The following is a 21,000-nucleotide window of genomic DNA, read 5'->3' on the forward strand; positions in this document are numbered from 1 at the left end:
CGTCGCGGGCATGCGGGTGCTGGTGGCCGGAGCGTCGGGGTTCGTCGGCAGCCGGTTGTGCCCGGCGCTGGAGGAGGCCGGGCACGAGGTGCTCGCCATGACGCGGCACCCCGCGAAGTACCGCGGCGCCGGGAAAGCCGTCCGCGGCGACGTCGCCGACGTCGGCTCGCTGCGGGACGCGCTCAAGGGCGTCGAAGCCGCCTACTACCTCGTGCATTCACTCGACAGTGCGGACTTCAAGCGCCGCGACGCGGACGCCGCGCGCGCGTTCGCCCGGGCCGCGGCCGACGCGGGCCTGCGCCGGATCGTCTACCTCGGCGGGCTCGGGGACGACGCCGATGCGCTGTCGGACCACCTCGCCAGCCGCCGCGAGGTCGAACGGCTGCTGGGGGAGACCGGCGTGCCGGTGACGGTGCTGCGCGCCGGCATCGTGATCGGGCACGGCGGCACGTCGTGGGAGCTGACGCGGCAGCTGGTCGAGCACCTGCCGGCGATGGTCACCCCGCGCTGGGTCGGCACGCGCACGCAGCCGATCGCGATCGCCGACGTCGTCCGCTACCTGGCCGGCGTCCTCGACCACCCGGAGGCCGCCGGCCGGACGTTCGACATCGGCGGCCCCGAAGTGCTGGCCTACCGCGACATGCTGCAGCGGGTGGCGGTGATCGAAGGCCGGCCGCTGCTGATCCTGCCGGTCCCGCTGCTGTCCCCGCGCCTGTCGTCGTACTGGCTTTCGCTCGTCACCGACATCGACGTCACCACCGGGCGGGCGCTGATCGACTCGATGACCAACGAGGTCGTCGTCCGCGACGACGCGATCCGCCGGATCGTCGAGTTCGAGCCGATGGGCTACGACGAAGCCGTCCTGCAGGCCCTGGGCGAGCGGGCGAAGAGCCGGCGGCCGGCGTGAAGCCGTTCCTCGCCGCGGTGACCGCCGCGGGCTCCGGCCTGCTCGGCGCGTCACTGGCCAGCCGTCCCGGCTCCCGCCGCTTCCACGTGCTCACCGCTTCGGTGGCGGCGACGTGGCTCGCCGGGGCGCAGGCGGCCGGACCGGTGCCCCGCGGCCGCCGGGACGTCGTCCAGCCGGTGGTGGCGGGAGCGGGCGCGTTCGGCGTGTTCTACGGGTGCGCGCTGGTGGCCCGCCACATCCCGCCGCTGCGCCGGGCGATCACCGGGGTCCTGGACCACGCCCACCGTGGCCCGAAGGCCTCGGTGGCGGCGACGGCGCTGCTCACGGGAGCGGCGGAAGAGGTGTTCTTCCGCGGCGCGCTCTACGACGCGGCGGGCGCCCGGACTTCCACGGCGGTGTACGTGCTTTCCACGGTGGCGACCCGGAATCCCGCGCTGGTGCTGGCGTCGGCGGTGATGGGCACGCTGTTCGCGTGGCAGCGCGGCCGGTCGGGCGGGGTCCAGGCACCGGTGCTGACGCACGTGGTCTGGTCGGCGCTGATGCTCGGCTTCCTGCCGCGTCTCTTCCCGCCGGAAGCGCTCGACTCCGCCGGGGTTCGCGCACCAGAATGACCGCTTGTGCGGATCATGCTCGCGGCTGTCGCCGTCCTCGCCGCTGTCGCCGGTTGCCAGGCCGAGGTGGCGGGCCACGCCTCTCCCCTCCAAGACGGCTTCGTCGTCAAGGACGGGACGCAGCTGCGGTTTCGCCCCGTCCTGAGCGAGGTGCCCCCCGGCCCGGCGGTCGGCTCACCGGGGCAGCGGCAGAGCACGGACCCCGCCACGCAGGAAGCCGCCGCGCGGGCGCTCTCCTGCGAACCGGGTGAACCGGACGCTTTCGACGGCCGGGACGACCCGGCGCTTCCGCTGGTCAGCTGCGACCGCGCGCAGGGCAGCCGGTACCTCCTCGGCCCGGGTTTCCTCAGCGGCGCGGACGTGAGCCGGGTGGCGGCACGGGTCGATCCGGAGACCGGAAACGCCGCCGTCACCGTGAACTTCACCGCCGCTGGGGCAGGGACGTGGGCGGAGTGGACCGAGCACAATATCGGCAAGCAGGTCGCCATCGTCCTGAAGAGCCGGGTGCTCACCGCGCCGATGATCCAGTCCGCCATCACAGGCGGTACCACGCAGATCACGGGCCGGCTCACGCTGCCCGAAGCGCAGCAGCTGGCGCGGGAGATCGCCGGCGCCTGACCGCTCAGCAGGGGGGCGGCGTTTCCCGGCAGGCTTCCACGCCCGTTTTGCTCGTCGCCTGCTGCAGCAGCGTGTAGAGGGTCTCGCGCTGCTCGCCGTCCAGTGCGCTGAACACCTCGTCCTCGACCGCGGCCAGGGCGAACTCCGCGCGGGCTAGCAGCTTCGCGCCGACGTCGGTCAGCTCGACCAGGTGCCGCCGGCGGTCCGCCGGTGAGCGGCGCCGCTCGATCAGGTTCTCGGTCTCCAGCTCGTTGAGCAGGCTCACCACGTTCGTGCTGTCCATCTCCAGGATCTTCGCTAGGTCCTGCTGCGCGCTGCCGCCCTGGTCGCGCAACACCGTGAGGGCGATCAGGTGCCGCGGCCGCAGCCCGAGCGGGGCCAGCACCGACTCGCTGCGCAGCCGCAGCCGGCGCGCGAGGTGGTCGACCAGCGCGCCGCAGCGGTGCGGGGGCTGGTCGACGACCGGGAGCGAGGTCATGCGCCCAGTATATGGGCAGACTGATGGTCGATGTGCTATCAATAGTTTGTCCTACACCAACGATCTACGGACGGCTAACGAAATGGCTCATCTCCTGCACATCGACTCGAGCATCCAGGGCGAGGCCTCGGTGAGCCGGCGGCTCAGCGCGCGGGCCGCGGCGGCGTGGCGCTCCGCGCACCCGGACGGCACGGTCACCTACCGCGACCTGGGCGCGAACCCGCTGCCGCACCTCGACGCGGCCGGTGGGCTGGCCGACCGGGTGCCGCCGGAGCAGCACACGCCGGAGCAGGCAGCGGCCTGGGCGCGGACGCTCCAGGTCGTCAACGAGGTCAAGGCGGCCGACACGGTCGTGCTGGGCCTGCCGCTGTACAACTTCGGGCCGCCGAGCAGTGTCAAGACCTGGGTGGACCACCTCATCGCCCCGGGCCTCTCGGTCGACGCCGAGACCTACGCCGGCCTGCTCGGCGGGCGTGAGTTCGTCGTGCTGGCCAGCCGGGGCGGCGGCTACGGCGAAGGCACGCCCCGCGAAGGCTGGGACCACGCCCAGCAGTGGCTGCCCCACGGCGTCGCCATGACCGGCCTGGAACCGCGCTTCATCACGGCGGAGTTGACGCTGGCGGCGGTGCGCCCGGCGCTGGCCGACCTCATCCCGCTCGCCGAGGAGAGCCTCGCGGCCGCGGAACGCGCCATCGACGAGCTGTGGGTCCCGGCCCGGGTGTGACCCGGCCGGGAGACCGGCCGCGCGGGGCAGTCCGCGCGGCCGGCGCGCGAGGACCTCGCACCCGCAACCCCGACGGCGGCCACGCCCGGCCCGGGCGGTACCGTGCCGCGGCGGGCGGACTGAGGTGGTGTGGCACGGGCCGCACCGGGGCGAGGAAGGTCGGGTTTGAGCGCGCACACCTCCCAGATGGACGACATCCGGCTCGTCGCGCAGCCCAGCGCGCTGCCGGTCACCGAGCTGTTCGTCCGCCTGATTCTCACCGACTGGTCCCTGCTGCCGATGCTGGAGCAGGTGACCGCCACCGCGAGACGGCTGGTCGAGGCCGTCGTCGACGCCAGTGATCCCAAGGCCCCCGCCTTCGTCACGCTGCGGCTGCGGCTGCGCGCCGAGGTGCTCTCGATCGAGGTCGACGACGACGTCCCCGGGCGGCCGGACCCGCAGGCCCGGCCCGGCGAGCGGCTGGGCGTCGCGCCCGCCGACGGCGGCGGCCGCACCACCTGGTGCGAACTGCCGCTGCCGGGCGGGATGACCGCGCGGCAGGTGCGCCTGCCCCGGCGTCAGGAGCGCCGGACGCTGGTCGACGAGCCCGTCTCCGGCGACCCGGTGACCGCGGACCCGGAGGTCCTCGAGCGGCTGCTGACCCGGCTGAGCGGCTGGTCCGGCCAGAGCTGAACGCTTTCCCTCGCGCGTCCGTGCATCCAGGCAGGGGGTGACGTGGACGCGAGGAGGCAGCCGCCGTGCGGATCGTGATCGCGGAGGACGACGCCCTGCTGCGGGAAGGGCTGGTGCTGCTCCTGCGCAGTGAGGGGTTCGAGGTCGCCGCGGCCGTCGACCACCCCGGCGACCTGGTGACGACGGTCGAGGCCGTGGAACCGGACCTGGCCGTCGTCGACGTCCGGATGCCGCCGACGTTCACCGACGAAGGGCTCCGCGCCGCCCTCGAATCCCGGCGCCGCGTGCCCGGCCTGGCGATCCTGGCGCTTTCGGCGTTCGTCGAAGACGGCTACGCGGGCGACCTCCTGGCCGCCGGCGGCGGCGGAGCCGGGTACCTGCTCAAGGAGCGCGTCGGCAAGCCCGGCGAGTTCCTCGACGCCCTGCGGCGCGTCGCCGCCGGCGGCACGGTCCTGGACCGGGACGTCGTGGCGGTCCAGCTGGCCCGGCCCCGGCCCGGTGACCCGGTGGCGACGCTGAACGCCCGCGAGCGCGAGGTCGTGGCGTTGCTGGCCGAGGGGCATTCGGTGCCGGCGATCGGGCGGCTGCTCGGCATCGGCACCGCCGCGGCGCGGCAGCACGCCGGGGACGTCAGCGCGAAGCTGCGCGTCCCCGACGGTGCCCAGGCGATGCTCAGCTATCTGCGGGCGTGAGGACTTCGGCCTGCCGCTCCCGGTACCGGGCCACGTTGGCCAGCTTGACGTCTTCGTAGCCGCGGACGAGGTCGGGCAGCTCGGCCAGGGCCCGCGCCGTGCCGGTGTCCCCGGCGTGCAACGCCCGCAGGACCACACCTCGGTAGTCCTCGATCAGCTCGCGCTCGACCCTGCGCACCTCGGCGCGGCCGAACGGGTCGAACCGGGTGCCGCGCAGCCGCCGCAGCGCGTGGAGCAGCCGGAACGCCGGGCGGAACCACGGGCCCAGGCTGATCTTGCGCCGCATGCCGAGCGTCCGCAGCACCGGCGGGTGCAGCCGGTAGGCGTACTTCGTGCCCACGCCGAACCGGTCCTCCAGGCCGTCGGTGAACGCCGGATCCAGTGACAGCCGGGCGACCTCGTACTCGTCCTTGTACGCCATCAGCTTGTACAGGTGCTTCGCGACGGCCTCGGTGATCTCCGTCGGCCCGTCCTCCAGCACCCGCACCCGCTCGACGAACTCCGCGTACGCCCGGGCGTAGGCCTTGTCCTGGTAGGCGATCAGTTCGGGGACGCGGATGTCGAGCAGTCGCGCGAGTTCGGAGCCGGGCTCGGCGTGCACCAGCGCCCGCACCGCGCCGGGCTTCGCGGCGACCACCGGCTCCGGAGCCTTCGCCGGGGGCTCGGCGACGAGCAGGCGGCCGCGGCGGAACGCCTGCAGGTTCGCGGCGACCTGCGTGCCGTTCAGTTCGATGGCGCGCTCGATCACCGGCGCGGGCAGCGGGATCGCGCCGGTCTGGTAGGCCGCGCCGAGCTGCAGCACGTTGGCGAACTGGTCGTCGTCGAAGAGCTCCTCGGCCAGGCCGCGCGCGTCCAGCGACACCGTGCGCGCCGCGGCGGTCTCGATGGGCGCGAGCACACCGGCGGGGTCGGGGAAGGACACCGTCGTGTCGACGACCATCCGGCCGGTCGGGACCTCGGTCGTGGAGACGACGGCGGTCGTGCGGGCCGGGTCGGCGACCCCGAGGTTCGCCGCGTCCGCGCCGACCAGCGCGTCACAGGCGAGGTAGAGGTCGCACTCGCCGGCGGCGAGCTTCGCGGCCTGTTCGACCGGTTCCGCCGTCACCTTCAGGTCGGAGACGACGGCGCCGCCCTTCTGCGCGAGCCCGGTCTGGTCGAGCGTGCGGACGTGCCGGCCGTCGAGCACCGCGGCGGTGGCGAGGATCTGCGTCACGGTGACCACGCCGGTGCCGCCGATCCCAGTGATCCGGACGGTGAAGTCCTTCGCCGGGATCTCCGGCGTCTCCGGCGTCTCCGGCGTCTCCGGTGTCTCCGGTGCGGGGACGGCGTCGGCGGCCAGGTCGGCGGCCTTCCGGCGCTGCTTCCGGCCGGTCGGCACCACGGTGACGAACGACGGGCAGTCGCCGGCCAGGCAGGAGTAGTCGACGTTGCACGACGACTGGTGGATCGCGGTCTTGCGGCCGAATTCGGTGTCCACGGGCTGCACGGACAGGCAGTTCGACTTGGTGCCGCAGTCGCCGCAGCCCTCGCACACACGCTCGTTGATGACCACGCGCGTGGCGGGCGCGGTTTGCTTGCCGCGACGGCGTTTCCGGCGCTTCTCGGCCGCGCACTCCTGCTCGTGGATCAGCACGGTGACGCCCTTGATCGCGGCCAGTTCCTCCTGCGTGCGCAGGAGTTCGCTGCGGTCGCGGACTTCGACGCCGGCGGGCGGCTTCCGGTGCTTCGCCGGGGCGTCGCTGGTGATCACGACCCGCTTCGCGCCTTCGACGAGCAGCAGTTCCGCGACCTTCTCGACGGGCAGCCCGCCGACCGCGTCCTGGCCGCCGGTCATCGCCACGGCGGAGTTGTAGAGCAGCTTGTAGGTGATGTTCACGCCGGCGGCGACCGCCGCGCGCACGGCGAGGCTGCCGGAGTGGGTGAACGTGCCGTCGCCGATGTTCTGGACGAAGTGGTCGGCCTCGACGAACGGCGCCATGCCGATCCACTGGGTGCCTTCGCCGCCCATCTGCGTCACGCCGAGGACGGTGCCGACCTGGTCGGGCTCCATGAACAGGGCCATGGTGTGGCAGCCGATGCCGCCGCCGACGAGGGTGCCTTCCGGGACCTTCGTCGACGAGTTGTGCGGGCAGCCCGAGCAGAAGTACGGCGTGCGCGCGAGCAGCGGGACGGCGATGCGCTCGCGACGGCGTCGTCCCCGGTAGGCCTCGACCGGCGGAATACCCTTCGGCAGGACCCTGGCCAGGCCGGCGGCGATGCCGTCCGGGTCCAGCTCGCCCAGCTCGGTGAACAGCGTCCGGCCGTCGTGGTCCTTCTTGCCGCTGATCCTCGGCGCGTGGGGAACGCCGTACAGGATCTCTTTGAGCGCGGTTTCGACGAACGCCCGCTTCTCCTCGACGACCACGATGTCGTCGAGGCCGTCGGCGAACTCGCGGACGATCGTGGGCTCGAGGGGGTGGATCGCGCCGAGCTTGAGGATGCGGATCCCGTGCGGTTCCTCGTCCAGGCCGAGGGTGCGCAGCGCCTGCCGGAGGTCCAGGTAGGACTTGCCGGCGGCGACGATGCCGATCCGGTCGGCCGGTCCGCGCCGGGTGATCCGGTTGATCCTGCTCGCGCGCAGGTAGTCGAGGGCGAGGGGGAGCCGGACGGTGAAGAGGCTGCGCTCCAGCTCGGCGAGGCTGGTGCCGAGCAGCCGTGACGTGGGCTGGTGCCGGTAGCCGGCGATCTCGGGTGCAGTCCACTGAGGACTCACGGTCGCCGTGCCGGACGCGTCGGCGACGTTGGCGACGATCTTCAGCGACGTCCACAGCCCGCTGGCCCGCGACAGCTCGACGGCGTGCATGCCGAGGTCGAGGACGTCCTGGGCGTCGGCGGGGTAGAGCACCGGGATGGCCAGGTCGGCGAGGGCGAGCTCGGACGCGCAGGGGACGGTGGACGACTTCGCGTTGGGATCGTCCCCGACGAGCGCGACCGCGCCACCGCGCGGATCGGTGCCGGCCAGGTTGGCGTGGCGGAGGGCGTCGCTGGCGCGGTCGAGACCGGGTGCCTTGCCGTACCAGAAGCCGGTGACGCCCCGCTGCCCGCCGGCACCGGCGACGAGCTGACTGCCCATGACCGACGTCGCGGCCAGCTCTTCGTTGAGGCCGGGCCGGTGCACGACGTCGTGCTTCTCCAGCAGCGTCGCCCGGCGGCCGAGTTCCAGGTCGTAGCCGGCCAGCGGCGAACCCTCGTAGCCCGAGACGAAGACGGCCGGGTCGCCGCCGCGGGCGCGGTCGTGGCGGACGCGGTCGAACAGCAGCCGCACCAGGGCCTGCACCCCGGTCAGGTGCACGGTTCCCGCCTCCCGCAGGTAGCGGTCCTCCAGCGTGAACGTCTCCACGCGCGGCTCCTTTCGCCTCGGTGTGCTTCGGGGGAGGGTGCGACGTGGGCCACACCGACGCAACAGGCGGCGTCGTTTTGGGGCCTCCCACGCAACCTTATTATGGTTTCGACGGCGTTTGACGCCGATTTTTGCGTGTGGTTAGGCTTGCGCATGCCCGAAGAGCTGCTCGACGCCACCGACCACGAGATCCTCGGCCTGCTGCGCGAGGACGCCCGCCGCACGCTGTCCGACATCGCGGGCCGGGTGACGCTGTCGACGGCGGCGGTCAAGCGCCGCATCGACCGGCTGCGCGAGAGCGGCGTGATCACCGGGTTCACGGTCCAGGTCGACCACGCGAAACTGGGCTGGGGGATCGAGGCGTTCACCGAGCTGCGGTTCGTGGGCAACACGAAGGTGGCCGAGATCCTCCGGACGACCACGCGGATGCCCGAGGCCCAGGCGGTGTTCACGATCGCCGGCGACCCGGACGCGCTGGTGTGGCTGCGCGTCCGGGACATGGCCCACCTGCAGAAGACGATCGACGAGATCCGCCGGCACCACCAGGTGACGGGGACGAAGACGTTGATCGCGCTGGAATCCTGGTCGCGGTAGCCGTGGAGACCGTGACGCTGGCGCAGCGGCCGGAGCTGGCCGACGCGGTGTACGCCATCCCTTATCCGCCGGGGTCGCCTCGGTTCATGGAGGGCAGCCTCACGAGCTTGCTGGTCCGGGGGCGGCGGGTGGCGCGGCGGTGGCCGCACCTGGTGGTGGCGTTGCTCGAGGGCGGGTCGCCGGTGGCGCGGGGGATCATGGTGCCGTTCCGCGGTCGGTCGCCCTTTCCGGCCCGCGGCTGGGACGAAGTGGCCGTGTGGGCGGCCGAGGACGCTCTTGACGGCCTTGCTCCCGATACCGCTTGTGCGTTGGAGATCGCCGTGCATCCTTCGCACCAGGGGCGTGGTCTGTCGTCTGTCGTGTTGACCGGGATGCGGGAAGCTGTTGCCGCGGCGGGACTCGCGTCTCTTGTCGTTCCGGTTCGGCCGCCGGACAAGGCCTTGGTTCCGGGGGTGTCGATGGAGTCGTACGCGTTTGCGGTTCGGCCGGACGGGTTGCCGGTGGATCGGTGGTTGCGCACGCACGTCCGTGCCGGTGGGCGGATCGAGTGTGTCGCTTCGTGTTCGGCGACCGTGCAGGCTCCGCTGGCTGATTGGCGGCGGTGGACCGGGTTGCCGTTCGATCGTGACGGGCCGGTGGTGGTTCCCGGGGCTCTTGCTCCGGTCTTTGTGTCCACTGTGGATGATTATGCCGTCTACGTCGAAGCCAACGTCTGGGTGTCGCATCGGCTGTAGTTCGGAAGCGCCCTTACATCCTTTCGGTAACTGTTCAGGCCGTTTTCGGTTCGTGAGCGGGACTATGGAATGATCTTGTTGTGGGGGAAGGTGTTCGTCCGTCGTATGACGAGCTGGCTGCGTTGGTCGCGGCGCAGGCGGTGGAGCTCGCGCGTGCGAGGGAGGAGATCACTCGGCTGCGGGATGAGGTCGCCCAGCTGAAACGCCGCCTCGGGATGCATTCGGGCAACTCGTCCATGTCGCCGTCATCAGACCGGTTCAGCTCTGCACCGTCCGCAAACGCGGCCGCCACATCATCACCGCGCTCCGCGACGACATCACCGGAAAGCCCTGGCTACCAACAACTACCGACACAACCTGAACAGTTACCCCCGATCGTGTGATGAACTTGTGTTCGATGCTCGGTAATCTTGAGCTATGTCCGACAACGCGACTCTCTCCTCCGAAGCGGTGGCCATCGCCGACCGCATCGGCGAGCTGCTCGCGTGCATGCGCTCCGCCGAAGCCGAACTCGGTGCGCTGCTGGTAGAAATCGAGCAACGCGGAGTGATGGAGCTATTCGGCTACCGCTCTGTCGCTCGGCTGTTGGAGCACCTCGGCGATGTTCCGAAGCAGGCCGGCGAACGGCTGGTGAAACGGGCTCGGGCCCTCAACCCGGGCCGGAACCTTGACGGCAGCCCGATTCCCGCTCTCGCACCCGCGACCGGTGTTGCCGCACTGGCGGGGCGGCTGAGCAACCCGATGATCGATGTGATCACCGGGGTTCTCACGCAGGTTCCGCCGGAGCATCAGGCGACTGCGGAGGTCGACCTTCTGACCTTTGCTGCCGATGCCGGGCATAAGCAGGTTGCGGCCCTCGGTGCCCGCATCCTCGCCCACCTCGCTCCTGACGGCACCGAACCCTCTGACTCCGAACCCGCCGCCCCGACCCGGGAACTCTTCCTGCGCCGCAAGCGCTCCGGGATCTGGGAGCTGAACGGCAGGTTCGATGACGAGACCGGCACTCGCGCCAGCGCCCTGCTCGATGCGCTGGCCGAACGCCGCACCGGCGACGAGGGCTCCGACCACCGAACGCTGCCTCAGCGTTACGGCGATGCCTTCTCCGACGCGGTCGACCTTGCTTTGAACTCCCCGGATCTGCCCATGCAGGCCGGAGAACGAGCGCACGTGATGGTCGCGGTGTCGCTAGCCGACCTCAAGACCGGCGTCGGGACAGCCACCCTCGGCGACACCGGCGAAATGACCGCCGCCGAAGCCCGCATCCACGCCTGCGACAGCATGCTCATCCCCGCCGTCCTCGGCGACAAGAACGAACCCCTCAACCTCGGCCGCCTCCGCCGCCTCATCTCCGCCGGCCTCCGCCGCGCCCTGTACCTGCGTGACCGTGGTTGCGCCTTCCCTGGTTGTCATCGGCCGCCACGGCATTGCCAGGGTCACCACATCCGCCACTGGGCCGACGGAGGCCCCACCAACCTCACCAACCTGGTCCTGATGTGCGCCCACCACCACCGACTCCTGCACCGCTCCGGCTGGGAAGTCCGCATCGCCCCCGACGGCCTCCCCGAATTCCTCCCACCAAGGTTCATCGACCGGCGCCGAAAACCCAGACGCAACAACATCCACGAACCACTCCCATTCGCAGCCTGAACACGGGAAAGGCCCGCAGCCACACGGCTACGGGCCCACCCCCGGGCGTCCCCGGCCAGAGCCTGCCGACCAAGTTCGCCAGGCTCTGGTCAGGCAGTCTGCTTGGGCCTGGGCTTGCGGAGCAGAGCCCGCAGGTGTTCGGTTGGTGGATCTCGTCCGGGCTTCCGTTCCACCCGGAGACACCTGGGCCCGGCCGCGGCGAGTCAGCCGCGCAGCAAGACTCCGGATGTTCGCTCCCGCTCGAAGAACACCTCCGGCCACTCGATCGAGTCCGGTGGTGCGTCGATCGCCGCGGCTCGGCGGCGGAGCTCGGCCAGGTAGCCCGCGTCCAGGACCGCTCGGGCCGACAACGGCTCGCGCAACAACAGATCCGCCGGGCCCTCGTAGAGGTACGCGTCCACACCCGGGTAGCCGCGTGTTCCCGGCGGGTACTCACGGTTCAGCGGGAAGTACGTCGTTTCCAGCGCACCCAGCCACGATCCCTGCACCGGCACCAACGCCGGCCACGTGCCCAGCCGGCGCTCGAGGCGGGCGTTGTCCGCCGTGAACCCCCGGTGGTCCGCGATCACGTACGCCGCTCCGGGGTACTCGCGTTCCAGCTGGGCCACTGCGCCGCTGCCGCCGTCGTGGGTCAAGTGGCCCAGCCCGAACAACATCAGCGCCTTGCGGTTCCTTTGCAGGACCTGCGTCTTCACCACCGACACGATGGAGGCGTCCCGGTCCAGGAACGGATCCAGGTCCGCCGGCGTGTGCACGCGGCTCCAGTCGACCGGCGGATCGGTGGCCAGCACGCGGATCTTCCGCGCGGCGGGCAGCGTCGTGTTGACCTGCCGGACCAGGGCGAAAAGCTGCTCGTAGAACGTCGAGAACCCGCAGCTCGGCTGCGTTGTCTCGCGCCAGACGCCGCTGATCTCCGGGACCTGGGCTCCGGCGATGTAGGCGTCCAGCAACGGCTGGAGACGCGCGTTGCCGCACTCCACCGCTATGTCGTTCACCCGCGCCGGAAATCCGGGGTCGCGGATCAGGTCGAACACGAACGTTCCCACATCAGGGCTGGACTTCGCCACGATCGCGTGGCTGTCGAACGCCGCCAGCAGCGCCGCCACCGGATCGGGGCGTTGCTGGCCCGCGTCCGCCGGAGCGGCGAGTAGGACGGCGGCCGCCAGGATGGCCAAGAAGAGTCGCACGAGAGCTCCTCGGATAGTTCCCCCACTGTCTTATGACTATAAGACAACTGGGCCAGCATTCAGGGCGCCCCGGGGCCGTGTCAAGACCGGGTCAGTGGCCGAACGCCTCCGCCAGCCACCACGATCCGCCGTCGTCGGCGATCTTGGCGTCGATCACCAGCGGGGCCGGACGCGGTCCCGCCAGCCACTCGCGCACCGCCGGCAGATCCGCGGCCGAGCGCACCGTGACGCCCGTGCAGCCGAAGCCGCGGGCGATGGCCGCCAGGTCGGAGTCGGGGAAGCGGACCGTGGTCAGGTCCGCGTCGCCGAAGTGGTGGATCTCCGCGCCGTACGCCGCGTCGTTGTAGACGATCACCACCAAGGGCAGCTCCAGGCGGACCGCGGTGTCCAATTCGGACAGTGCCATGTGGAACCCGCCGTCGCCCGTGCCCAATACCGGCAGGCGGTCCGGGCGGGCCAGGGCCGCGCCGATGGCCGTGCCCAGGCCCAGGCCGATGCTCTGGAACGCCTGGGTGAAGCAGAACCCGTGCTCGTCGGGCACCGACAGGTACGCGCTCGGGTACCCCATGAAATTGCCCGAGTCGATGGAGACGATCCGCTCGGCCGGCAGCAGCTCGTCCAGGAGCCTGCTGAGGGTCCGCGGGTCGATCCGGCCGTCGCCGGACAGGTCCTCGTGCTCGACGTCGTTCCAGCGGCCCGTCGCGATCCGGGTCGCCACCTCGTCCGTGCGGTAACCCTGGCGCGAAGGTGTCACGGCGAGCACGTCGAGGGCGGTGCCCGTGACGTCGCCGACGACGCCCAGGTCGATCGGCCGGTGCGCGCCCAGCGCCGCCTGCTCGACGTCGACCTGGACGAGCTTCGCGTGCGGGCTGAGCAGCTTGCCGTGGCGGGTCGTCCACATGTTCAGCGCGCAGCCCCAGCCGACGACCAGGTCGGCGCCCACGATCAGCTCGGCCGCGGCCGGGGACGCGAAACCGCCCGAGATGCCCAGCGCGAACGGGTCGTCGTGGAACAGGCCGTGCGCGACGGCGGAGGTCGCCAGCAGCGCGCCGCACCGGGAAGCGAGCTCGCGCAGCACGTCCCCGCTGCCGCGGGCGCCGCGGCCGGCGATGAACACCGGCCGCTCGGCGGCGGCCAGGAGGTTCGACAGGGCCGCCACCGCGGCGGTGTCCGGTCGCACGAGCGCGGGTCCCGGGATGTCCGGCAGCGGGGGCGGGGACGGCGCCGGCTGGGCCTGGACGTCGAGCGGAAGGTTCAGCACCACCGTCCGGCGCTGCTGGCGCGCCGTCCGGAACGCCCGCACGGTGTCGGCCACCGCCGTCGCGGCCGAGTGCACGCGCTCGGGGACCGCGCCGACCGCCGCCGCCAGGCCGTCCTGGTCGATGCGGAAGTTCGACAGCACCGACGCGGCCGCGGAGTCGGCCGTGAGGACCAGCATCGGCGTCCTGCTCTTGGCCGCTTCGGTGATCCCGGTGACGGCGTTGGTCAAGCCGCAGCCCTGGTGCAGCGACAGCACCGGCACCTGGCCGCTCATCCGGGCGTACGCGTCGGCCATGCTCGCCGCGCCGCCCTCGTGGCGGGCCGCGACGAACCGGACGCCGCCCGCGCGCAACGCGTTGGTGACCTCGAAGTTGCCGCTGCCCACCACGCCGAACGCCGTGCCGGCACCGAGGCCGGCCAACGTCCGGCCGACCAGTTCGGCGACGTTCACCGCTCCACCAGGGCCAGCACGCGGGCGGGGCTGCCCGAGCCGCCGACGATCGGCAGCGGCGAGACCAGCAGCAGCACGCCGGTCGGCGGCAGGGACGCGAGGTTCCGCAGCTGCGTCAGGCCGTGCTTCCCGGCGCCCAGCAGCAGTTCGTGGCAGGGGAACATCGGCTCGAGGCCGGGTGCCTGTCCCGCGTCGGTGCCCACCGTTTCGACGCCGAGCCCGGTGATCGGCGTTTCCTCGGCGAGCCACCGCGCGCACCCGGGTGCGACGCCGGGGGTGTGCGAGCCGGCCTCGTCGGCGTTGAGGAAGTCCTCCTGATCGCCGCTGCGCGCGTCCCAGCCGGTGCGGTAGAGCAGCCAGCCGCCGTCGGGCAGCGGCCCGTGCTCCGCCGTCCAGGCCCGGACGTCGTCGATCGAGAGCAGGAAGTCCGGGTCCTCGGCCGCCCGGGCCGAGAAGTCCAGCACGACCGCGGGCGCCACCAGCGTCTTCAGCGGCACCTGCGAGACGTCGTGACCGTCCTTTCCGGACACCCAGTGCACCGGGACGTCGAGGTGGGTGCCGGTGTGCTCGCCGGTGTGGATGTCGTTCCAGTACCACCGCGGGCCGCGTTCGTCGTACCGGCTGATCTCCTCCAGGCGGAACGGGATCGTGTTGGCGAACGGCTCGGGCAGCTGAAGGATCGGCGTGCTGGAGCTCAGGGGAGCGGTGAGGTCGACGATCTCGATCGCGCCGCCCGCGATCGCCTTGCTCAGCCCGTCCAACAACGACATGCCTGCCTCCCGGTGCCGGTGTGCGTCCGTCGATCAAGACCTTATGTCTTGACAGCCGGACACCGGCAGGTGTTGTCTTAATGTCGTAAGACAATAGGAGGGTGGGCAGGGTGATCGAGTTCGTCCTCGACGGCCGTTCCCGGGTGGCCACGTACATGCAGCTCGTCGTCCAGGTGAAGCAGGCGCTGCGCGTCGGCCTGCTGCGGCCCGGCGACCAGCTGCCGAAGGTGCGGGCCGTGGCCGAGGCGCTGGCGATCAACCCGAACACCGTGCTCAAGGCCTACCGCGAGCTGGTGCTGGAGGGGCTGGCCGAAGGCCGCCCGGGGGTGGGCACGTTCGTGACCGGCAGCCTGGCCGGGCCTTCGCTGGGCCACCAGGCGCAGCTGCGCGAGGAGCTGGTGGCCTGGCTGGAGCGCGCCGAAACCGCGGGGATGTCGCCCGACGACATCGCCGCCCTCATCGAAACCACGATCCGCGGCACCCCGGTGCCGCACGACCTGGCATAGGAGTCCGGAATGGAACTGGCGGTGGAAGCCAGGGCGCTGGGCAAGCGCTACGGGCGCACCTGGGCGTTGCGGGACTGCGAGCTGGAGGTGCCCGCCGGGCGCATCGCCGCGCTGGTCGGCCCGAACGGCGCGGGCAAGACGACGCTGCTGCACCTGGCCGTCGGCCTGCTGAAACCCGACGCGGGCGAGGTGCGCGTCTTCGGTCGTGAGCCGCGGTCCGCGCTGCCGGACATCGGGTTCGTCGCGCAGGACACCCCGCTCTACCGCGACTTCACCGCGGCGGAGCTGGTCACCATGGGCGGCAAGCTCAACCGCCGCCGCTGGGACGCCGCGCTGGCGCGTGACCGGCTCGCCATGCTCGGCATCCCGCCGGACAAGCCGGTGGGGAAGCTGTCCGGCGGCCAGCGCGCCCAGGTCGCCCTGGCGCTGGCCCTGGCCAAGCGACCACGGTTGCTCCTGCTGGACGAACCCATCGCGAGCCTCGACCCGCTCGCGCGCCGCGAGTTCATGCAGACGCTGATGGGTGCCGTGGCCGAAAGCGAGACGACCGTGCTGCTGTCCTCGCACCTGCTCGCCGATCTCGAACGCAGCTGCGATCACCTGATCGTCCTGCAGCGGTCGGAGGTCCGGCTGGCGGCGCCGGTCGACGAGCTGCTCGCCACGTACTGCACGCTCACCGGCCCGCGAGCCGGCAGCGAATCCATCGCCGGGGTGGCGGAGGTGGTCCGCGCGAGTCACACCGAACGCCAGTCGACGCTGCTGGTCCGCCGCGGCGACGGCCCGATCGATCCACTGTGGACGGAGCATGAAGTGACCCTGGAAGACGTGGTGCTGGCTCACCTCGCCGAAGCCGGGCCCCGCGTCCCGGCGTCCGCGTGGGGGGTGCCGGCGTGATCTGGCTGATCTGGCGGCAGCACCGCAAGCAGGCGCTGTTCACCCTCGCCGCCCTGGCCGCGCTCGCCGCGGTCATGGTGCCCACCGGCCTGGCGATGCACGCGAAGTACGACAGCCTGGGCCTGGGCGCTTGCCGGGCCGCGCTCGGCAATGCGTCGATGATCACGCAGACCGAGGCGGTTTCCCGCTGCGAAAGCCTCGGCCACCAGTTGCAGCAGGAGTACGGCGGCATGGTCTTCATCGCCGTCCTGTTCGTGGTCCTGCCGGTACTGGTCGGCGTGTTTTTCGGCGCACCGCTCGTCGCCCGCGAGGTCGAGCAGGGCACCCACCGTCTGGTGTGGACACAGGGGGTGACCCGCCTTCAGTGGGCGCTGGCCAAGTTCGGCGTGGTCGGCGCGATGACCACCGCGCTGTCCGTCGGGTACGCGCTGGGCGTGTCGTGGTGGTTCCAGCCACTGGTGAGCGCGAGCACCGGCCGGCTGAACTACCTCTCGTTCGACGTGCAGGGCATCGTCCCGATCGCGTACACGCTGTTCGCGCTGGCGCTGGGCGTCTTCGCCGGGACGTACTGGCGGAAGGTCCTGCCCGCCATGGGGATCGCCCTGGTCGGGTTCGCGGCGGTCCGCGTCGCGATCGAGGTCCTCGCCCGGCCGCGGTACCTGCCGGCGCAGAGCCTCACGTTCGCCCCGACCGGCGGGCAGACGCCGAACCCGGCGTCGGGGGAACTGGGTGATGGACCTCGGTGTCCGCAACGCGGCCGGGGAGCTGGTCCTGCCGAACGCGCAGCTCGGTCCGTGCCCGCCCGGCGGTTGCGGCGACTCCCAGGCCGGTCCTGGCGCGGTCAACTGGCTGCGGTACCAGCCGGGGGACCGGTTCTGGCTCTTCCAAGGCATCGAGACCGGGATCTTCGTGCTCCTGGCGGCGGCGCTGGTCTTCTTCGCCCTCCGCCGGCTGCGGACGGTCGCCTGACCCGGCACCCTCGGTCAGGGCCCACCGGCCGCCGGTGCGGGTTCGTGATTTCCCCACGGTGGCACGGAGTCAGCGGCCGATCGGGTGATCTGCGGGGGTAAGCGGGCGAACCCGTCCCGGAGGGCCGGTGCGGGGTCGTAAGGTCGCACCCGGTGAGGGAGCACAACGGTTCTGCCGAGGGGCGCGCGGGGGATCCGGAACCGTGGCGAGTGTGCTTGGTGAACTCGTCGGGCCGGGCACTGGGCGCCGGGATGCTGCTGGGCGAATCCACGGTGCTCACCTGCGCGCACGTGGTGCAGGCCGCGGAGGAGGAAGCGCTTTCGGGGGCGCACGTGCTGGTCCGCTTCGTCGGCCTGGACGGGATGCCCGAGACGCTCGCCACGGTGCGGCCCGGTTGCTGGGTGCCGCCGTCGGAGGACGGCCGCGGCGACATCGCGCTGCTGGACCTCGCCGAAGCGTTCCCGCACGTGCCCGGCGCCCCGCTGGTGCGCCTGGGTGCCGTCCGCGACCGGGTGGTCCACACCTACGGCTTCCCGGCGCCGCACCGCTACGGCGTCTGGGTGAACAACGCCGAACTGGCCGGCCTGGCCGGCGCCGCCGGGGAATGGATCCAGCTCAACTCGCCGCTGCCCGGCGAGCGCGTGCGGCGCGGGTTCAGCGGCGCGGGCGTGATCGACAAGGCGACCGGTGCGGTGCTCGGCATGGTGGTCACCGAGTACACCGACGAACGGGCGGGGCTCGCGTACCTGATCCCGGTGGAGGTGATCGTCCGGCACGTGCCGGAAGTCGCGCGGTGGGTGGGGGAGCCGCCGCGGCCGTCGGCCGGCCCGCTGATCGTCGTCATCGGCGATCGCGGCTCCGCCGGCCGGGAAAGTCTTCAGGCGCAGGTGCGGCGTGAACGCCGGGTGTCCCGCCCACCGGGGACCGACCGGGCGCCCGGTGGGCGGCTCACCGCGATCGTGGACGCGACCGGCAAGACCACCGGCGAGGTGGCCGAGCACGTCAGCGCCGGCATCAGCACCGGAGAGGTCGTCACCGTGCTGCAGACCAACCCGGAAGACGTCGCGGTGGCGGTCACCGGCGTCGAAGACGCCCATGCGCCGGAGGAAGTGCTCACCGACGTGGTGCGGCCGCTGATGGACCAGGGCGCCACCGTGCTGCTCCAGTTCAGCGGGCCCGACTCGCCCGCCGTGCGCCTGGCGCGGCGCTGGGAGCACGAACGGAACGCGCAGCGCCTGGATCGGCTGGCGCTGCTGGTCGACATGGTGGAGCACGAGGAGGACCGCACGCGGGAACGGGCCGCCCGGATCGGTTCGCACGTGGCGGTGCCCGGCAGCTCCGCGGACCTGCGCCTGCGGCTGGCCGCGCTGCGCTCGGCGGGCGAGCGAATCGAACCCGGCCGCGTGCGGCGGGCCCTCGCGGCGACCGAACGGGACGCGGAAGCGGCCCGGTGGGAGCTGGTCCGGCGGTACGCCGAACTCGACGCACTGGCCGCGCGGCACGACGAACTGCGCGGGCGGCTGCGCGGCTACAACGCCAAGGCGACCGATGCGGGCCTGATGGAAGACGAGGAACTGGCCGATTTGTACCGCCCGGCCATGGCGGCGCTGACCGCGCGGCCGGCCGAACCGGAGGCCGCGGCCGGACTGGTCGAGCGGTACGTGCGGGCGGTTCGCCGCCGGCTGGAGGGCGCGTGACGACGGAACCGGTGTGGTGCCACGGACAACCGGTCGGGCCGACCGGGTTCTGCGAGGTGTGCGGTCGCCTCCGGGTGCCGGCCGAGCCGCCGGCCACGCCCGGGCCGGCTCCCGAGAGCACCCGGCGCAGTGTCGAACTCGGCCGCAGTGTCGAACTCTGGAGCGGCGAGGCGGACTTCCAGTCGCTGCCCGCGATCGAGGTGCCGGACCCCGAGAAGCTCGTCCTCGCCGACCCGGACTACCCCGAGCAGTACCGGTTCTGCGGCCACTGCGGGGAACCCGTCGGCCGCGCCTACGCGGGGGAACCCGCGATCGCCGAGGGGTACTGCGAAAACTGCGGCGAACACTTCTCCTTCCTGCCCAAGCTGAAACGCGGCGAGCGGGTCGGCGACCGCTACGACGTCCTCGGCTGCTTCGCCCGCGGCGGGCTCGGCTGGGTGTACCTGGCCGCCGACACCGCGCTCGCCGGCCAGCACGTCGCCCTCAAGGGCGTGATCAACAGCGGCAACGCCGTGCTGCGCGCGATGGCGCGGGTCGAGCGCGATGTGCTCGTCCGGCTCGACCACCCGAACATCGTGCGCATCAGCGACTTCGTCGAGCACGCGCCGCCCGGCGGCGGCGAACCGGACACCTACCTGGTGATGGAGTACGTCGGCGGGCGGTCGCTGCGGGACCTGCTGAAGCACGGGCCGCCGCCGCGCGTGGAGCACGTGGTCGTCTACGGCCGGGCGATCCTCGGCGCGCTGGACTACCTGCACGGCGAAGGCCTGCTCTACTGCGACATGAAGCCGGAGAACGTGATCCACGGCGACAAGCGGGTCAAGGTCATCGACCTCGGCGCGGCCCGCTCGATCGCGGACCCGGCCGGGCCGAGCATCGGCACCGAAGGGTTCCAGGCACCGGCGCACGAGCTCACCCGGTACGGCCTGACCGTGCGCTCGGACCTGCACACCGTGGGCCGGACGCTGCAGGTGCTGCTCGAAGCCGCGAGCGAAGACGCCGATCCGGCGCGCGTCGCCGGCGGCCTGGACTCGCTGCACCGGGTGCTCGAACGCGCGGTCGCGCCGTTCGAACGGCGGTTCGCCACCGCGTCCGAAATGGCCGAGCAGCTCGACGGGGTGCGCCGGGAAATCCTTTCGCTGCGGGACGAACGGCCGCGGCCGGTGCCGTCGGCGTTGTTCGAGGACACCGCGGAACTGCTCGACGACGGCCTCGGCGCGGTGCCCGGCCTCGACCACTGGGTCGGCGGCGAACGCGTCGCCGGCCGGTTGGACCTGGGCCTGCCGGGTGCCGCCGGCGGCGCCGGCCGGCTGCCGATCCCGCGAGTCGCTCCCGACGACCCGGCGGCCGAGTTCATCGCCGCCGCGGGAGCGCCCGGGCCGCAGCGCTGGCTGGACAAGCTGACGATGTTCGGGCAGCCCTCGGTCGAGATCGCGTTCGCCCGGACGCGAGCCCAGGTCGCGCTCGGGAACTCCGGTGCCGCGGCCGCGGCACTGGCCGCCGCCGAAGAACAGCTCGGGAACGAGGCCGCGCGGGACTGGCGGGCGGCGTGGCACCACGGGCTGCTGGCGCTGGCCCGCGACGACGCCGAGCAGGCGACGGCCGCGTTCGACCGGGTGCACCGCAGCTGGCCCGGCGAAATCGCCCCGAAGCTGGCGCTCGGGTTCTGCGCCGAACTGCGCAAGGAGACCGAGCAGGCCGAACGCTGCTACCGCTCGGTGTGGCACCGCGACCACGGCCAGGCCAGCGCCGCCTTCGGCCTGGCCCGCTGCCACCTGCGGACGCACGGCCGCGACGCCGCGGTCGCCCTGCTCGACGCGGTACCGCCGGTCTCGCGCCACTACGACGCCGCGCGGATCGCCGCCGTGCGGATCCGGGCCGGGCGCCTGCCGTCCGGGCCGCCCGGCCGCGACGACTTCGCCGACGCGGCGCGCCGGCTGCCCGAGCTCTACCTCGACCGGGAGGCCCAGGACCGGCTGGAGGCGCTGGTCCGCGAGGCCGCGCTCGCCGAGCTGCCCGCCCTGGCCGCAATCACCGGCCGCGAAGACTGGTACGGCGGCGAGCTCCTCGGCGAGCACGTCACCGAACGCGGCCTGCGCTCGCTGGTGGAGGTGTCCCTGCGCCGGCTCGCCGAGCGGGCGCCCGACCGCAACTCCCACGGCGTGCTGGTCGACCTCGCGAACTCCGTCCGGCCGAAGACGAGAAGGTGA

General features: G+C 72.4%; 20 protein-coding genes. 15 read left to right on the top strand and 5 right to left on the bottom strand.

Translation table 11 applies throughout. From position 1 onward, the window contains the following. Window positions 1-10: 10 nt before the first annotated feature. The 3 genes from AB0M30_RS23735 to AB0M30_RS23745 are packed head-to-tail and all read left to right on the top strand — an operon-like array spanning window position 11 to window position 2,136. Window positions 11-907, top strand: a complete 897-nt coding sequence (locus tag AB0M30_RS23735; protein WP_364587186.1) for an NAD(P)H-binding protein — start codon at window positions 11-13, stop codon at window positions 905-907. Beyond that, window positions 904-1,518, top strand: coding sequence for a CPBP family intramembrane glutamic endopeptidase (locus AB0M30_RS23740; RefSeq protein WP_364587189.1), 615 nt, complete (start codon window positions 904-906; stop codon window positions 1,516-1,518). The genes AB0M30_RS23735 and AB0M30_RS23740 overlap by 4 nt, the downstream gene beginning before the upstream one ends. Window positions 1,519-1,533: 15 nt before the next feature. After that, window positions 1,534-2,136, top strand: coding sequence for a precorrin-3B C(17)-methyltransferase (locus tag AB0M30_RS23745; protein ID WP_364587571.1), 603 nt, complete (start codon window positions 1,534-1,536; stop codon window positions 2,134-2,136). A gap of 4 nt (window positions 2,137-2,140) precedes the next feature. Here the strand turns inward: AB0M30_RS23745 and AB0M30_RS23750 are convergent, their stop codons facing one another. Further along, window positions 2,141-2,614 (bottom strand): MarR family winged helix-turn-helix transcriptional regulator, encoded by a 474-nt coding sequence (locus tag AB0M30_RS23750; protein WP_364587192.1) that lies wholly within the window; start codon window positions 2,612-2,614, stop codon window positions 2,141-2,143. Window positions 2,615-2,696: 82 nt separating this feature from the next. On the opposite strand from AB0M30_RS23750, the gene AB0M30_RS23755 reads away from it, so the two are divergent. The 3 genes from AB0M30_RS23755 (at window position 2,697) to AB0M30_RS23765 (ending at window position 4,702) form a co-directional block, all read left to right on the top strand. Then, window positions 2,697-3,338, top strand: coding sequence for an NAD(P)H-dependent oxidoreductase (locus AB0M30_RS23755; protein ID WP_364587195.1), 642 nt, complete (start codon window positions 2,697-2,699; stop codon window positions 3,336-3,338). A 165-nt stretch (window positions 3,339-3,503) separates the two neighbouring features. Beyond that, complete coding sequence (locus AB0M30_RS23760; RefSeq protein WP_103340520.1) at window positions 3,504-4,010, top strand: histidine kinase; 507 nt, start codon at window positions 3,504-3,506, stop codon at window positions 4,008-4,010. Window positions 4,011-4,075: 65 nt separating this feature from the next. Further along, on the top strand, window positions 4,076-4,702 hold the full coding sequence (locus AB0M30_RS23765) for a response regulator (RefSeq protein ID WP_364587198.1): 627 nt from the start codon (window positions 4,076-4,078) through the stop codon (window positions 4,700-4,702). Here AB0M30_RS23765 and AB0M30_RS23770 read toward each other — a convergent pair. Continuing rightward, window positions 4,683-8,081 carry an indolepyruvate ferredoxin oxidoreductase family protein gene (locus AB0M30_RS23770; protein WP_364587201.1) on the bottom strand — a complete coding sequence of 1,133 codons (3,399 nt, stop codon included), beginning with the start codon at window positions 8,079-8,081 and terminating at the stop codon, window positions 4,683-4,685. The genes AB0M30_RS23765 and AB0M30_RS23770 overlap by 20 nt on opposite strands. A gap of 153 nt (window positions 8,082-8,234) precedes the next feature. Here AB0M30_RS23770 and AB0M30_RS23775 point away from each other — a divergent pair, with 153 nt between their 5' ends. From AB0M30_RS23775 to AB0M30_RS23790, 4 genes are all read left to right on the top strand, one after another. Continuing rightward, entirely contained in the window at window positions 8,235-8,675 is a 441-nt protein-coding gene (locus AB0M30_RS23775; RefSeq protein WP_013227655.1) for an Lrp/AsnC family transcriptional regulator, read from the top strand. Between the two features lie 2 nt (window positions 8,676-8,677). Beyond that, complete coding sequence (locus AB0M30_RS23780; RefSeq protein ID WP_364587204.1) at window positions 8,678-9,409, top strand: hypothetical protein; 732 nt, start codon at window positions 8,678-8,680, stop codon at window positions 9,407-9,409. A gap of 140 nt (window positions 9,410-9,549) precedes the next feature. Next, on the top strand, window positions 9,550-9,792 hold the full coding sequence (locus AB0M30_RS23785; RefSeq protein ID WP_364587574.1) for a DUF6444 domain-containing protein: 243 nt from the start codon (window positions 9,550-9,552) through the stop codon (window positions 9,790-9,792). Window positions 9,793-9,826: 34 nt separating this feature from the next. Continuing rightward, on the top strand, window positions 9,827-11,056 hold the full coding sequence (locus tag AB0M30_RS23790) for a DUF222 domain-containing protein (protein WP_364587206.1): 1,230 nt from the start codon (window positions 9,827-9,829) through the stop codon (window positions 11,054-11,056). Between the two features lie 203 nt (window positions 11,057-11,259). On the opposite strand, the gene AB0M30_RS23795 is transcribed toward AB0M30_RS23790, so the two are convergent. The 3 genes from AB0M30_RS23795 to AB0M30_RS23805 all read right to left on the bottom strand — a co-directional run bounded on the left by AB0M30_RS23795 (window position 11,260) and on the right by AB0M30_RS23805 (window position 14,724). Then, entirely contained in the window at window positions 11,260-12,243 is a 984-nt protein-coding gene (locus AB0M30_RS23795) for a hypothetical protein (RefSeq protein ID WP_364587209.1), read from the bottom strand. A 91-nt stretch (window positions 12,244-12,334) separates the two neighbouring features. Beyond that, window positions 12,335-13,954 (bottom strand): thiamine pyrophosphate-binding protein, encoded by a 1,620-nt coding sequence (locus AB0M30_RS23800; protein WP_364587212.1) that lies wholly within the window; start codon window positions 13,952-13,954, stop codon window positions 12,335-12,337. Continuing rightward, on the bottom strand, window positions 13,951-14,724 hold the full coding sequence (locus tag AB0M30_RS23805) for a cyclase family protein (RefSeq protein ID WP_364587215.1): 774 nt from the start codon (window positions 14,722-14,724) through the stop codon (window positions 13,951-13,953). The genes AB0M30_RS23800 and AB0M30_RS23805 overlap by 4 nt, the downstream gene beginning before the upstream one ends. A gap of 110 nt (window positions 14,725-14,834) precedes the next feature. Between AB0M30_RS23805 and AB0M30_RS23810 the strand changes: the two genes are divergently transcribed. Genes AB0M30_RS23810 through AB0M30_RS23830 form a run of 5 tightly spaced genes read left to right on the top strand, consistent with a single transcriptional unit; the run spans window position 14,835 to window position 21,000 of the window. Beyond that, window positions 14,835-15,230, top strand: coding sequence for a GntR family transcriptional regulator (locus AB0M30_RS23810; protein WP_364587577.1), 396 nt, complete (start codon window positions 14,835-14,837; stop codon window positions 15,228-15,230). A 9-nt stretch (window positions 15,231-15,239) separates the two neighbouring features. Then, a complete protein-coding gene (locus AB0M30_RS23815; RefSeq protein ID WP_364587218.1) occupies window positions 15,240-16,124 on the top strand; it encodes an ABC transporter ATP-binding protein in 885 nt (294 codons plus the stop codon). After that, window positions 16,121-17,194, top strand: a complete 1,074-nt coding sequence (locus AB0M30_RS23820; RefSeq protein WP_364587221.1) for an ABC transporter permease subunit — start codon at window positions 16,121-16,123, stop codon at window positions 17,192-17,194. Before AB0M30_RS23815 ends, AB0M30_RS23820 begins: the two co-directional genes overlap by 4 nt. Window positions 17,195-17,245: 51 nt before the next feature. Next, window positions 17,246-18,790, top strand: coding sequence for a trypsin-like peptidase domain-containing protein (locus AB0M30_RS23825; protein WP_364587224.1), 1,545 nt, complete (start codon window positions 17,246-17,248; stop codon window positions 18,788-18,790). Beyond that, the gene (locus AB0M30_RS23830) at window positions 18,787-21,000 is read left to right on the top strand and encodes a tetratricopeptide repeat protein (RefSeq protein WP_364587227.1); all 2,214 of its coding nucleotides are present in this window, start codon (window positions 18,787-18,789) and stop codon (window positions 20,998-21,000) included. The genes AB0M30_RS23825 and AB0M30_RS23830 overlap by 4 nt, the downstream gene beginning before the upstream one ends.

The sequence above is a fragment of the Amycolatopsis sp. NPDC051716 genome (assembly GCF_040681595.1).
Lineage (GTDB): Bacteria > Actinomycetota > Actinomycetes > Mycobacteriales > Pseudonocardiaceae > Amycolatopsis.